The sequence below is a fragment of the bacterium endosymbiont of Pedicinus badii genome (genome assembly GCF_002075085.1).
GTDB lineage: Bacteria > Pseudomonadota > Gammaproteobacteria > Enterobacterales > Enterobacteriaceae > PRUG.
The window spans coordinates 125,168-138,815 of the sequence record NZ_LKAS01000002.1 but is presented as its reverse complement, the minus strand read 5'-3'; the positions used below and the strand labels follow the sequence as shown (position 1 = coordinate 138,815).

Here is a 13,648-nt window from a genome sequence, read left to right as displayed (position 1 = left end):
TTTTACTATTTTATTATGTTTTATTTTTTTTTACTCCGTACTTAGATCTGCTTTTTTTTCTATTTTTTACCCCAGAACAATCCAAAGCACCTCTAATTGTATGATACCTCACTCCTGGAAGATCTTTTACTCTACCTCCTCTTATCAAAACTACGGAATGCTCTTGTAAATTATGACCTTCTCCTCCTATATAAGAGGTAACTTCAAACCCATTAGTTAATCTAACTCTACATACTTTACGAAGAGCAGAATTTGGTTTTTTAGGAGTAGTAGTATACACTCTAGTACAAACTCCTCTTTTTTGTGGACACTTAGATAAAGCTGGAACACTACTTTTTATAGATTTTATAGATCTTTTTTTTCTAACTAATTGATTAATTGTACTCATAAGTACCTTCCTTATAGAAATTTTGTTGTTTTTATTAATTCATAAATAAAGTTTTTTAATTTTTACAAAATTGTACTAATTTTTAAAATTAGTAAATTATAAATTAGATTCTTTCTATTATAAAAATTTTTATATTTTATTTAAAATGAAATTTTAGGATCAAATAATAAAATGAGTTAAATAGATAAAAAATTATATAATATTTCTTTTCCAAATTCTGTAAATATACTTTCTGGATGAAATTGCACTCCATATACTGGAAATTTTTTATGTTCAATTGCCATAATTTCTAAATTTCTTTTTGATTTTGTATGAGCTATAATTTTTAGACAATTTGGAAATTTTTTTAAACTTACTACGTAAGAATGGTACCTGTTAACTAAAATTTTATTAGGAATCTTATAAAATATTTTAGATTTTTTTCTAAAAAGAATAGAAGTTTTTCCATGCATTATGATTGGTGAATTTTTTAATTTAGCTCCAAAGAATTCTCCTATAATTTGATGCCCTAAACATACTCCTAGTATAGGGATTTTCTTATGGAAATTTTTCATTATTTTTTTACAGACTCCAGAATCTTTTGGTATACCAGGACCAGGAGAAATAATAATACTATTCGGATTGATTTTTCTAATTTTTTTTATATCAATTTTATCGTTATAAAAAACGAATACTTTTTTGCAAAATATTTTTATATATTGGTATATATTCCAAGTAAAAGAATCATAATTATCAATAATCAGAATTTTTTTTTTTAAAATATTTTCTTTCATTAAAATAAATTTTAATTTTTGTCTAGTACTATTTTTAATAAATTCTATAAATTTTATTAAGTAATTTTTTATTTTTAAAAAAATTAGTACAAAATTTTACAATTTTTATATACAAAATTCTTAGTAGTATATATAAAATTTCTATTTTTATAAACAAAATAGTAGTAATTTTTATTTTAAGTGTAATTTTTGATAAATTTTTGTAAGATTTTTTTTTGCTATTTTTTTAGCTATAATAGAGCCTTTTAATAAAATAGATTTAAGATAATTCTCTTCTTTTCTAATAAAAAAATATTTTTTTTGTATTTTCTCAATTTTTTTACATACTTCTTCAGCAACTATACATTTGAATTTTTTGTATGATTTAGTATCAAAAAATTTTTTTTCTAATTCTTTTATATTTTTCTTTTTTATGCATGCTAAAATTTCTAGTAAATTAGAAACTCCAGGTTTTTTAGATAGATCATATCGTATATTAGGTGGATTTTCACTATCTGTTACAGATTTTAATATTTTTTTTTTTATTAGCTCTACATTTTCTAAGACGAGTATTTTTCCACTATTATTTGGATCTGATTTAGACATTTTTAATTTCGGATTTTGTAAAGACATAATCTTAGATCCTATTCTAGGAATAAAATATTTAGGTAAAATAAATGTTTTTCCATAAATTGCATTAAAATTTTTTCCTATTTTTTTTACTAGTTCCATATGTTGTTTTTGATCTAATCCTATAGGAACTAGATTTGTTTGATAGAGTAGTATATCAGATGCCATAAGAACGGGATAAGTAAAAATTCCAGAGTTTGTTACTCTTTTTTCTAATAGTATTTTTTTAAATTGTGTCATTCTTTTTAAATCATTCACTTTCGTAAAACAATTTAAAATCCAATATAATTGAGTATGTTGAGGAACTTCAGATTGTAAAAAAATAATACTTTTTTTATGATTTATTCCACAAGACAAATAGTAAGCACATAAATCTAAAGAAAATTTATAGATTTCTTTTTCTTTTCTTATTTTTTTTGTAGTTATAGAGTGCAAATCCGCTATTCCATAAATACATTTATAATTTTTTTGAAAAGATTTCCAATGTAGTAAACAACCTAAATAATTTCCTAATGTTATTTGTCCAGATGGCTGTATGCTGCTAAAAACTATTCTTTTTTTCATATTTTTTCTTTCAATTAGATAATATTTTATTAATTTTTCTGATAATTTTAAAATAGTTTTTTTCTTTAAAAATTTCTTTTCCTATGACGAAAGAACTTGCTCCAGAATCATACAATTTTTTAATATTCTTAGTATTAATTCCACCATCTACTTCTAAAATTATATTTCTTCTTCCCAAATTTTGAATAATTTTTTTAACTTTTTTAATTTTTTTTATTATGGATGGTATATATTTTTGTCCAGAAAATCCAGGATTAACTAGCATAATTAGAATTATATCCAGTTTATCTATAACATATTCTAGTATTTCAATAGAAGAGGTAGGACTTAATGCAATTCCAGAACAGCAATTTTTATTTTTGACAATTTGCAAAAATTTATCCAAATGATCAGTGGAATCAGAATGCAATATAATACAATTTGCTCCAAATTCTATAAAATCTAGTACTATTTTTTCTTCTAATGGTTTTATCATTAGGTGTACATCAATAGGAATATTAATTCCGTATTCTCTGATAGATTTTAATACTAAAGGTCCTATAGTTAAATTTGGTACATAATGATTATCCATAACGTCAAAATGTATACTATCTATTCCACAATGAATTAGATTCTCTATTTCTTTTCCAAGAATTGCAAAATTAGCACATATGATAGATGGTTTAATTAAAAATTTTTTAATTTTCATATTTTGTAGTACTATTTTTAATAAAAGATTTTATTGTTTATAGATTCTATTGATGAAATTATTATATCTTCGGAAATTCCATAAAATTTTTTTACCTTTCCTATTTTTAAAGGAAGAATTAAAGCATTTTTTTTTTCTAAATTTTTTTTATCGTATTTCATAATTTTTAAAAATTTATCTATTTTAATCTTATGAGGGAAATTAATAGGAAGATTTGACTTTTCTAAAATTTCTTTAGTTCTTTGTATTTCTTTTTTAGAAAAAATTTTTAGTAAAAAAGAAGAATAAGAAGCAAGCACTATCCCTAAAGAAACTGATTCACCATGATTCCATTTTCCTTTAAATAAAGATTCTATAGCATGTCCATAGGTATGTCCCAAATTTAATAAAGATCGAATCCCTTTTTCTTTTTCATCTTTAGAAACTATCCTGCACTTAATTTTACAGCATTTTTCAATGCAATAAAAAATTTCTTTTTCTTTCAAAGAAAATATAGAATCAATATTTTTTTCTAACCAATGAAAGAAAATTTTGTCGAAACTAATAGCATATTTAATAATTTCTGCTAAACCATTGGACAATTCTTTACTTTTTAGAGAAGATAGGAAAATTATATCTATAACTACTAAGCTAGGTTGATAGAAAGTTCCTATAATATTTTTTTTGTTGCTAAAGTTAATAGAATTTTTTCCTCCTATTGAAGAATCTACTTGTGATAATAAAGTAGTTGGAAAAATAAATAAACTTATTCCTCTTAAATAGGTAGAGGAAGCAAATCCTACTAAATCAATTAAAGAACCTCCTCCGATAGCAATTATACAAGAATTTCTACGAATTAAATTTTTTAGTAAAAAAAACAGTATTTTCTTATAGTAAAAAAAAGATTTAATTTTTTCTCCTCCAGGTACAATATACAATTTCGTATTTTTCAAGTTTAAAATCATTTTTTTTATATATTTTGAAAAAATTTTCTTTTCGGTTATCAAGATAATTTTTCTGTTTTTTTGGATAGAAAAAATAGAAGAAAAAACTAGAAATTTAGAAAAAATATTTTTTCCAATATAGATAGGATATGTAAAATTTTGATTTTTTAAACTTATTTTTTTCATAAAACTAGATATCTTCTATAGAAGATATGATTTGATTTACTATTACTTTTGCACTTTGTGAATCAGTAGGAATGATAAAATCAGATATTTGTTCGTATAAAGGATTTCTTTCTTTTGCTAATTTTTTCAAAGCATTATATAAAGACTCTCCTTTATATTGTTGAATAAAGGGTCTTTTTTTATCTCTTTTTGTTCTAGAAAGTTGTTTTTCTATTGTAGTTTTTAAGTATACAACTGTACCATTTGAAGAGAGACAATTTCTATTTTTTTGAGATTGAATTGATCCTCCTCCTGTTGCTAAAACAATTCCATTTTTTTTTGTCAACTCTTCTATGATTTTTTCTTCTCTTATTCTGAATCCATTTTCTCCTTCTACGTCAAATACCCATCCAATATCTGCACCTGTTCTTTTTTCTATTTCAAAATCTGAATCAAAAAATTCCATATTAAGTTGTTGAGCTAAATATCTTCCAATTGTACTTTTTCCAGCTCCTAAAGGTCCAATTAAAAAAATATTTCTATTTTTTGTTATCATAAAATCCTATAACTATTAATTTTAAGACTATTTTAGTAGTATACAGAATTATTTTACAATTAATCAATATTTTATTTATAGATTTACTTGAATGAGATTTTAGAAAATTTCTCTATTACTGAAACAAACTGTTCTTTTTCTGATATAAAAGGGGCATGTCCTGAAAGAAAAAAAACTTTTTTTTTACTTTTTTTTACAAGAACATCAATATTTTTAATACATTTTTCAGAAATTAAAAAATCTAATCTTCCATAAATTCTTAATAAAGGAATATCAATGTTTTTTAAAGAATTTCTTAAATCGCAATTTTTAATAATATCTAATCCTTGCAGTAAAGTTCTTTTACAAGGAATATACTGCTTTTGTAAAAAATCTTTTTTACTTTTTTTAAATTTGTGCACACAATTTTTAGTTTTAATAAAGTTTAGCAATAAAAATTTTTCTATACTTTGTAGTCTGTTTGTTTTTACTCTATTTTCGAATTGTAAAAAAATTTTTTCCGACACTCCTGACCAATTCTCTTTTTCAATAAAATAAGGAGAGCAACAAACTAGTATGCATCCAAGGAAATCATCTTTTTTTTGATTTATACATTGTATAGCAAACAAACCTCCTAAAGACCATGCTAATAAAATAGCATTTTTAGGAATCTTTTTTTTAATTAAATCACATAGTTCTTCAAAAGAAGCATCAATAAAATTTTTTTTATACCCTGGAATATCTATAGTATAAATTAAAAAATTTTTTGAAAAAAACTTTAAAATTTTTGACCAAATTATAGAATTTATTCCCCAACCGTGTATAAATACTAATTTTTTTCTTGTATTTCTTTTCATAAAATAATAGAATTTTAGTAATTTAACGATTTTTTTAAATAAGAATGATTACAATTAGCAAATCAGCTCAAAATCACTTTTCAAATATATTAAAGAGAAAAAAAGATAAATGTATAAAAATTTCTGTACTGTATCCTAATACAAATTATACGGAATGTAGTATACTTTATTGTAAAAAAAAAGATAAAAAAGACAACATTAAAGAAATAAAATTTTCAAAATTTTCTGTATATATAGACGAAAAAAGTTTTAAATTTTTAAAAAAAGCAAAAATTGATTTTATAAATACTGAAATAGAATCAAAACTAGTCTTAAAAGTTCCAAAAAAAAATACAAAAAATAAGTATAGCAAAAAAGAAATTTTTAACGAAATAAAAAAATTTTTTAAAAAATATATAGATAAAAAATTAAGTATACACAATGGAAAGATAAAATTAGTAAAAATTACAGAAAATATGAAATTGTTAGTGCAATTTCATGGATCTTGCAATGGTTGCTCTATGAGTAATCTTACACTAAGAGAAGGCATAGAAAAATCTGTTATTAAAAGATTTCCAGAAATTAAAGGTATCATAGATGTTACGAAACATAAAAAAACTAGAAAAAACTATTTTACAAGCTTTGATTTTTAAAAAACTCCAAAAATTAATCTTTTTAAGACCCTTAGAATAGGTTCAGAAGAACCCCATATTAATTGATCTGCTACAGAAAAAACAGAAACATAATTCTTACCTAAATTTTTAGATTTTGCAATTCTTCCTACAAATATTTTTGTGCTTCCAGAAACATAAAATGGATTTAAAAACTTTTCTGTATATTTTTTTTTATTTGGTACAATTCTAATCCATTTACTATGATTTTTTAAAATATTTTCAATCTCATTTAAAGAAATATCTTTTTTAAGTTTGATTATAAATGATTGACTATGGCAACATAAAGCGTTAATTCTGACACAAGTGCTATAAACAGATACATTTTGATTTAGTATTTTTTTAGTTTCTACTTCACCTTTCCACTCTTCTTCAGGAAGAAATTCAAATTTTGTTTTACCGATCCAAGGAATTACATTCCAGGATACAACTTTTTTAAAAGTTTTTTTATTTTTTTGCATTTCATGTGAAATTGCTTTATTTATTTGAGAAATAGAAATATATTTTTTCTCAAAAAACTTTGAGGAAACTTCGTAAAATCTCTTCATTTGAAGAAACCAAGTTTTTAAAAATTTTGATCCTCCTCCAGAAATAGACTGATAGGTAGAAACAAAAATTTTTTCTACAAGATTTTTTTGAAAAAGTCCTCCAAGAGACATTAGCATTAAATTTACAGTGCAGTTTCCAACTGCAAAATTTTTTATTCCTTTTGATATAGAATTTTCTAATTCTTTTGAATTGATTGGATCTAAAGCTATCATTGTATCTTCTTGCATTCTTAAAGTTTTTGAAGAATCTAACCAATATCCTTTCCATCCTATCTTTCTAAGGGTATAATAAATTTTTTTAGTATAATGTTCTCCTTGACAGTTAATAATAATGTCTAAATTATATAAAATTTTTAAATCAAAAGCGTTTTGTAAAACTCGGTTTTTTACTTTTTTTTTTAAAAATGAATTACTAAATTTAGAAGTGGACAAAAAAACTATGTTTACGAAACTAAAAAAATTTTTTTCAATAATTCTTTCTAGTAAAATTGAACCAACCATACCTCTCCAACCTACAAAACCTACTTTTTTCATAAAATCTCCTATTTATTTTTTATTTAATCTAATAATCTATACAAAAATGATTTTAAAGGGAATAAAAAAATGAATAATATAATGTCTTTTACTATACTAATGTTTCTTATTATAGATCCAATTGGAAATTTGCCAATTTTTATGTCTATACTAAAAGATATGGAACAAAAAAAAAGAAATTTTATTATTTTTAGAGAAATGATTTTAGCTTTATTAGCTATGTTTTTTTTTCTATTCGCCAGTAAAAAAATTCTTGAGATTTTGAATCTAAAATCAGAAACTATTTCTATATCAGGAGGAATAGTCTTATTTATTATAGCTATGAAAATGATATTTCCTTCAAAAAATGGAAATGCAATTGGTTTAAAAAAAGGAGAAGAACCATTTTTAGTGCCTTTAGCAATACCTCTAATTGCAGGACCTTCTATTCTAGCAACTTTAATTTCATTATCACAAAAATATCCAAAACAAATACTAGATTTGTGCATTTCTTTATTAATCTCTTGGGTTTTATCACTTATAGTGCTTATGATGTCTGGTACTTTATTTCGTATTTTAGGAAAAAAAGGATTTTCCGCACTAGAAAAAATTATGGGATTGTTATTTGTTATGATTTCTATGCAAATGATACTAGAAGGTGCAAAAGTATATATGAATAATTACTAAAATTTCTGGTACAAAAGTACCAGAAAATATTTTAGCATTTACAAAAATATTTTTTTTAAGTATTTTGCGACTGCTTGTTCTTCATTTGTTCCAATTATTTCTAAATGAGGTAGTTTTTCTTTTAATCTCTTATGTCCATTTTTCATAATACATCCTTTTCCTGTACTAGAGAGCATTTCTATATCGTTCATTCCATCTCCAAAAGATATACAATCTTTCATTTGATATCCCAATATTTTAATAACTTTTTTTAAAGATTTTCCTTTGCACACTCCTTTTGGCATAATTTCTAAACATATTGGAAGAGAGAAACTTACATTAATTTTATCCTCCAAATTGATTTTTAAAAATCTTTCTATTTTTAAAAGATATTTAGGATCATGACACGTAAAGTATATTTTACATACTCCCAAATAGTTTGGAAGTTTTCCATTTTTATAAATTTTGTAGTTGAATGAAGATTCAAAAAAAAAGTCTTTTCTATTTATTTCTTCTTTACTGATAAACCATTCTTTATCTCTAAATATATTTGTAGATATTTTTTTGTCTTTATAAAACATACTTGCTAATTCTCTTACTATACTTTCTTCAAAATCGTGAGAAAAAATTAGATTTCCAAAATTATCATGTATTCTAGCTCCATTAGAAGTAATCATATAAGTTTTTATTTTTAAATCATTTTGAATTTTTTTTACATCAATGTGATGTCTTCCTGTTGCAAATATAAAATGTATTCCTTTTTTTATTACTCTTTGTAAGATTTTTTTTGTAAAAATTTCTATCCTATGATTTTTAGATAACAGAGTGCCATCAAGATCGGATACAACAATTCGAAACATATCAAAATCCTTTAAAAATATTAAAAATTTTAAATTTCTTTCTGAAATTGTTCTGTATATAAAATTTATTTTATTATATATTGATATTTTTATTAGAAAAACTAGAAATAATTTTTGAATTTTTATTTTTAAAAAGGAAAAAAATGCGAATTTATAAAAATCTTATCAATGTGAGAGCTATAACTTTTGATCTTGATAATACATTATACGACGATAAACCTATAGTAAAAAAAGCAGACTATGAATCTATGAAGTTTCTTAAAGACTATCATCCTAAGTTGAAAAAAATAAAAAAAAAAGAATATCAAAAACTCAGGGAATTTTTAAGAAATAAGTATCCTCATTATTTTCATGATGTTAACTATTGGAGATGGTTTTCTATATATTTAGTAATGAAAAACGTTGGCATATCAGAAAAACAAGCTAAAAATGGAGCAAATATTGCTATGAAAATTGTCCAATATTGGAGAAGTAGAATACACATACCTAAACAAACACACGAAATACTAAAAAAATTAAAAAATAGCTTTCCTTTAATTATTATTACTAATGGAAATGCTAATCCCTATCTCTTTGGAATTGGAAAATACTTTTTTTGTATACTAAGAGCTGGAATAGACGGAAGATCTAAACCTTATAAAGATATGTATAAGCTGGCTTCTTTAAAATTGTGCTTACCTATTAATAGTATTCTTCATGTAGGAGATGACATTATTACAGATATTAAAGGTGCAATAGATTCTGGAATGCAAGCATGCTGGATTAATAAAAATAAAGCAAAAAATTTTAAAAATTTAAAAAGAGAAAGAATCCTTCCTCATTTAGAAATATCAAATTTACATTCTCTTTTGGATATTTTGGAAGAAAAATAGTGTTATAAAGTTATTTTTCCTTCGTATATTTGGTGAGCTATTCCGGTTGTATATATTTCGCTATCTTGTTTTTTCCAAAAAACTTTTAGTGCACCTCCTTTAGATTTTACATTAATGTTTTTATTAAAAAGCAATTTTTTTTTTATAGAAGAAATACAAACTGCTGCACAAGAAGCACTTCCACAAGATAAAGTTTGTCCTGAACCAAATTCAAAAGTTCTAATTATTAATGATGTTTTATTTACTACTTTAACAAAACTGATATTTAATTTTTTTAAAAAATCGTATTTTTTTCTTAAATAATAATTAAATTTAAAAAGTTTTTTATAAAAAATATTTTTAAAAAAAATTATACTATGCATGTTTTCAACAGAGACAATGTAACAAATGAGCTTTTCGTTTTTTTCTAATATAATTTTTTTTTGGTATAAAAATTTTGGTTTTCCCATGTTGATTTTTACAAGATTTTTTTTTAAAAAAGTTGCACAAAAAATTCTTTTTTTATTACTAAGATAAATTTTTTTTTTTGGAACTTTTTTTTGTAGATATTTAGAAAGACATCTCAATCCATTTCCGCATTGTTTAGCTAAACTTCCATCTGAATTAAAAACTGTATAAAAATAGTCTACTTCTTTTATGTTTGACTTATAAAAATAGATTAGTTGATCAAATCCTATCCCGAAATATCTGTTTGAAATTAAAGAAATTTGTTTTTTTTTTAGAAAATTTTTACTTTGCAAAAGTATACAATCGTTTCCGTTGCAATGCATTTTTGTGAAAAAAATAATTTTCTTCATAAATAGTTATTTTTAATTCGGCGAGAGAGGATTTGAACCTCTGACCCACTGGTCCCAAACCAGTTGCGCTACCAAACTGCGCTACTCGCCGAATGATGGGTGATTGATGGGATTCGAACCCACGACATCCGGAACCACAATCCAGAGCTCTACCAACTGAGCTACAATCACCATATATTTTTTATATTTTTATTTTATGATCTTTTCATCATAACGAAAAATTCTTTATTTGTTTTGGTCATAGATAATTTATTAATTAAAAATTCTATAGCATCGATTTCATTCATAGGATGCATAATTTTTCTTAAAATCCACATTTTTTGTAATTCTTCTTTTGTTGTAAGAAGTTCTTCTTTTCTTGTACCTGATCTATTATAGTCTATAGCAGGAAATACTCTTTTTTCTGAAATTTTTCTTGAAAGATGAAGCTCCATATTTCCAGTTCCTTTAAATTCTTCGTATATCACTTCATCCATTTTTGATCCAGTGTCGATTAAAGCAGTAGCAATAATAGTCAAGCTTCCTCCTTCTTCCATATTTCTTGCTGCTCCAAAAAATCTTTTTGGTCTATGTAAAGCATTAGAATCAACTCCTCCAGTTAATATTTTACCGGAAGCAGGTACTATACTATTATACGCTCTAGCTAGTCTAGTTATAGAATCTAGTAGTATTACAACATTTTTTTTATGTTCTACCAATCTTTTCGCCTTTTCTATTACCATTTCAGAAACTTGTACATGTCTTAAAAATGGTTCATCAAAGGTAGATGCAATTACTTCTCCTTTTACTAGTCTTTGCATTTCAGTTACTTCTTCAGGTCTTTCGTCTATTAATAGAACCATTAGTATGCAGTCTGGATGATTATATGCTATACTTTGAGATATATTTTGTAAAAGCATAGTTTTTCCAGCTTTCGGAGGAGCTACAATCAGTCCCCTTTGACCTCTTCCTATAGGAGCAGCTAAATCTAGTACTCTAGCAGTTAAGTCTTCTGTGGAACCATTACCTCTTTCCATTCGTAGTCTGGAATTTGCATGCAAAGGAGTTAAATTTTCAAATAAAATTTTATTTCTAGAAATTTCTGGTTTGTCGTAATTAACTTCATTTACTTTTAGTAAAGCAAAGTATCTTTCTCCTTCTTTAGGAGGTCTGATTTTTCCGAATATTGTATCACCTGTACGTAAATTAAATCTTCTTATTTGACTAGGAGATACGTATATGTCATCTGGTCCAGCCAAGTATGAGCTATCACTAGATCGTAAAAAACCGAATCCATCTTGTAAAATTTCCAGAACACCTCCTCCGAAAATGTCTTCTCCACTTTTAGCATGTTGTTTCAGAATGGCGAATATAATATCTTGTTTTCTCATACGAGCTAAATTTTCTAGTTCCATATTTTCTCCAATAGAGACTAGTTCTGAAACTGATATGTTTTTGAATTCGGAGAGATTCATATTTTATTTTCTATTTAAAGGATTTGAAAAAGTTATAAAATCAATCGAAAAAGAAATGTATTTATAGAAGAGTCTTATAAGACTTTTATATCTTACTTTCATTAAAGATTTTAAGTATTAAAATTTTTTTTTATAAGTTCTTTTATTTTTTCAGCGGAAATCATTCCAATTTTTGTATCTATAAGTTTATTGTACTTAAAAAATAAAAAAGAAGGTATACTTCTTATGTTGTATTTTTCTGCTATTGAAGAGCAAGTATCTATATTAACCTTAGAAAAAACTACTTTTTTTCCTAGTTCTTTTGCAACTTCTAAAAATATATCACTCATTTGTTTACAAGGAGAACACCAATCTGCCCAAAAATCTACTATGACAAAATTATTTTTTTTTAAAGTTTCTTGAAAATTTTTTTCGTTTAATTCAAAAATAATATTTTCTTTCATATTTTCCTATAATTTTATTCTTCGTTTTCAGAATATTCTTCTAAGCAGTGTATTTCAGGTTTTCCTCCAGATAAAGTATGAAATTTTTTTGGCTTATTTACAAACTCAACGTATTTATGCCATACTTTTTCATGCTTATTCGAAGGTTTTTTTTTTCCGTTACACATTCTAATAAATTGTTTCTCTATTTCTGTTTTTGGTATTCTTATTCCTTGACTTAATTCTTTATAAGCATGACCAAAATTTTCTAAAAGTTTTGCTTCCTTGATTGTAAAATTTCCGTGTCTAGAAAATCCATATGGATAGTTTTTTTTATCAAAATAAAGTTTTTTAGTTATAAAACTGTTTTGTACTTTTTCTCGCTTTCTTATAATTTTCATAAATTGAAATTCAAAAATAAAATTTATAATAAGCATAGTTATTATAAATAAAAATTTTTAAAAATCAATATTTTAAATTTTATAAAATTTGCATAAATAAATACACAGGGACGGAGAGATTCGAACTCTCAACTTTCGGTTTTGGAGACCGATACTCTACCAATTGAGTTACATCCCTAAAATCGGTGCGGACGGGATTCGAACCCGCGACCCCTGACGTGACAGGCCAGTATTCTTACCATCTGAACTACCGCACCAAATTTTGGAGCTAAGCGGGATTGAACCGCTAACCTTCTGCGTGCAAAGCAGATGCTCTTCCAATTGAGCTATAGCCCCCTTAAAATAGGCCTGAGTGGACTTGAACCACCGACCTCACCCTTATCAGGGGTGTGCTCTAACCAACTGAGCTACAAGCCTAGAAATTTTTATTTTTATTTTTTACTAAATCTAATTTTATTATATTATACATTCAAAATATAAAATATATAAATTATTTTACAAAATTTATGTATTTTATTCTTTCCAAAAAGTAGGAGTAAATATTACCAGTAAAGTAAAAATTTCTAGTCTTCCAAAAAGCATATTTAATACTAAGATCCATTTCGCAGTATTATTAATAGATGAAAAATTTTCTGAAAATATTCCTAATCCAGGACCTAAATTATTTAAAGTTGCTGTTACTGCAGTAAAAGCAGAAAAATTTTCTATCCCAGTAGAAATTATTGCTAACATACTAGATATAAAAACAAAAATATAAGCGGAAAAGTATCCCCAAACTGTTTCCAAAAACGCAGAAGAAAAATACTTATTACCTACTTTTATAATATAGACTGCATTTGGATGAATAAGTTTTTTTAATTCTCGAATACCTTGTAAATAAAATAGTAGTATTCTAATTACTTTAATTCCTCCAGCTGTAGATCCTGAGCATCCTCCTATAAAAGCAGAACAAAGTAATAAGAT

The 13,648-nt window shown here is 24.7% G+C and carries 17 protein-coding genes, 6 tRNA genes and 1 pseudogene; 3 read left to right on the top strand and 21 right to left on the bottom strand.

Annotation, left to right across the window (positions count from 1 at the left end):
• Positions 1-13: 13 nt before the first annotated feature.
• From rpsL to AOQ89_RS01995, 8 genes are all read right to left on the bottom strand, one after another.
• On the bottom strand, positions 14-388 hold the full coding sequence (gene rpsL, locus AOQ89_RS02025) for a 30S ribosomal protein S12 (RefSeq protein ID WP_080872939.1): 375 nt from the start codon (positions 386-388) through the stop codon (positions 14-16).
• 176 nt (positions 389-564) lie between these two features.
• Positions 565-1,161, bottom strand: a complete 597-nt coding sequence (locus AOQ89_RS02020; RefSeq protein ID WP_080872937.1) for an anthranilate synthase component II — start codon at positions 1,159-1,161, stop codon at positions 565-567.
• A 34-nt stretch (positions 1,162-1,195) separates the two neighbouring features.
• Positions 1,196-1,318 (bottom strand): hypothetical protein, encoded by a 123-nt coding sequence (locus tag AOQ89_RS03065; RefSeq protein WP_280938075.1) that lies wholly within the window; start codon positions 1,316-1,318, stop codon positions 1,196-1,198.
• 14 nt (positions 1,319-1,332) lie between these two features.
• Positions 1,333-2,334 (bottom strand): tryptophan--tRNA ligase, encoded by a 1,002-nt coding sequence (gene trpS, locus AOQ89_RS02015; RefSeq protein ID WP_080872935.1) that lies wholly within the window; start codon positions 2,332-2,334, stop codon positions 1,333-1,335.
• A gap of 10 nt (positions 2,335-2,344) precedes the next feature.
• Entirely contained in the window at positions 2,345-3,022 is a 678-nt protein-coding gene (gene rpe / locus AOQ89_RS02010) for a ribulose-phosphate 3-epimerase (RefSeq protein ID WP_342585752.1), read from the bottom strand.
• Positions 3,023-3,039: 17 nt separating this feature from the next.
• Positions 3,040-4,131, bottom strand: coding sequence for a 3-dehydroquinate synthase (gene aroB / locus AOQ89_RS02005; RefSeq protein ID WP_080872933.1), 1,092 nt, complete (start codon positions 4,129-4,131; stop codon positions 3,040-3,042).
• 4 nt (positions 4,132-4,135) lie between these two features.
• On the bottom strand, positions 4,136-4,663 hold the full coding sequence (gene aroK / locus AOQ89_RS02000; RefSeq protein ID WP_080873354.1) for a shikimate kinase AroK: 528 nt from the start codon (positions 4,661-4,663) through the stop codon (positions 4,136-4,138).
• 86 nt (positions 4,664-4,749) lie between these two features.
• Positions 4,750-5,502: an alpha/beta fold hydrolase gene (locus AOQ89_RS01995; protein ID WP_080872931.1), complete on the bottom strand. Its 753-nt coding sequence runs from the start codon at positions 5,500-5,502 to the stop codon at positions 4,750-4,752.
• A 44-nt stretch (positions 5,503-5,546) separates the two neighbouring features.
• Between AOQ89_RS01995 and AOQ89_RS01990 the strand changes: the two genes are divergently transcribed.
• Entirely contained in the window at positions 5,547-6,134 is a 588-nt protein-coding gene (locus AOQ89_RS01990) for a NifU family protein (protein ID WP_080872929.1), read from the top strand.
• On the opposite strand, the gene AOQ89_RS01985 is transcribed toward AOQ89_RS01990, so the two are convergent.
• Positions 6,131-7,234: an aspartate-semialdehyde dehydrogenase gene (locus AOQ89_RS01985; RefSeq protein ID WP_080872927.1), complete on the bottom strand. Its 1,104-nt coding sequence runs from the start codon at positions 7,232-7,234 to the stop codon at positions 6,131-6,133. The genes AOQ89_RS01990 and AOQ89_RS01985 overlap by 4 nt on opposite strands.
• 69 nt (positions 7,235-7,303) lie before the next feature.
• Here AOQ89_RS01985 and AOQ89_RS01980 point away from each other — a divergent pair, with 69 nt between their 5' ends.
• Complete coding sequence (locus tag AOQ89_RS01980) at positions 7,304-7,900, top strand: YhgN family NAAT transporter (RefSeq protein ID WP_080872925.1); 597 nt, start codon at positions 7,304-7,306, stop codon at positions 7,898-7,900.
• 38 nt (positions 7,901-7,938) lie between these two features.
• Here the strand turns inward: AOQ89_RS01980 and AOQ89_RS01975 are convergent, their stop codons facing one another.
• Entirely contained in the window at positions 7,939-8,739 is an 801-nt protein-coding gene (locus AOQ89_RS01975) for a Cof-type HAD-IIB family hydrolase (RefSeq protein WP_080872922.1), read from the bottom strand.
• An 80-nt stretch (positions 8,740-8,819) separates the two neighbouring features.
• Here AOQ89_RS01975 and yigB point away from each other — a divergent pair, with 80 nt between their 5' ends.
• Entirely contained in the window at positions 8,820-9,611 is a 792-nt protein-coding gene (gene yigB / locus AOQ89_RS01970; RefSeq protein WP_243469332.1) for a 5-amino-6-(5-phospho-D-ribitylamino)uracil phosphatase YigB, read from the top strand.
• Between the two features lie 2 nt (positions 9,612-9,613).
• Here the strand turns inward: yigB and dapF are convergent, their stop codons facing one another.
• The 11 genes and pseudogenes from dapF to AOQ89_RS03040 all read right to left on the bottom strand — a co-directional run.
• On the bottom strand, positions 9,614-10,408 hold the full coding sequence (gene dapF / locus AOQ89_RS01965; RefSeq protein WP_080872920.1) for a diaminopimelate epimerase: 795 nt from the start codon (positions 10,406-10,408) through the stop codon (positions 9,614-9,616).
• Between the two features lie 17 nt (positions 10,409-10,425).
• Positions 10,426-10,499, bottom strand: a tRNA-Pro gene (locus AOQ89_RS01960).
• A 7-nt stretch (positions 10,500-10,506) separates the two neighbouring features.
• Positions 10,507-10,579 (bottom strand) — tRNA-His (locus AOQ89_RS01955).
• A gap of 23 nt (positions 10,580-10,602) precedes the next feature.
• Positions 10,603-11,862 (bottom strand): transcription termination factor Rho, encoded by a 1,260-nt coding sequence (gene rho, locus AOQ89_RS01950; protein ID WP_080872918.1) that lies wholly within the window; start codon positions 11,860-11,862, stop codon positions 10,603-10,605.
• Positions 11,863-11,972: 110 nt separating this feature from the next.
• Positions 11,973-12,305, bottom strand: coding sequence for a thioredoxin (gene trxA, locus AOQ89_RS01945; protein WP_080872915.1), 333 nt, complete (start codon positions 12,303-12,305; stop codon positions 11,973-11,975).
• Positions 12,306-12,319: 14 nt separating this feature from the next.
• Positions 12,320-12,685 (bottom strand): MaoP family protein, encoded by a 366-nt coding sequence (locus AOQ89_RS01940; protein WP_080873351.1) that lies wholly within the window; start codon positions 12,683-12,685, stop codon positions 12,320-12,322.
• Between the two features lie 105 nt (positions 12,686-12,790).
• Positions 12,791-12,863 (bottom strand) — tRNA-Trp (locus AOQ89_RS01935).
• A gap of 5 nt (positions 12,864-12,868) precedes the next feature.
• Positions 12,869-12,942: transfer RNA gene (locus AOQ89_RS01930), tRNA-Asp, on the bottom strand.
• Positions 12,943-12,948: 6 nt separating this feature from the next.
• Positions 12,949-13,021, bottom strand: a tRNA-Ala gene (locus AOQ89_RS01925).
• Between the two features lie 7 nt (positions 13,022-13,028).
• Positions 13,029-13,102: transfer RNA gene (locus tag AOQ89_RS01920), tRNA-Ile, on the bottom strand.
• A 96-nt stretch (positions 13,103-13,198) separates the two neighbouring features.
• Positions 13,199-13,648: pseudogene (locus tag AOQ89_RS03040) on the bottom strand (potassium transporter TrkG); the annotation flags it as partial.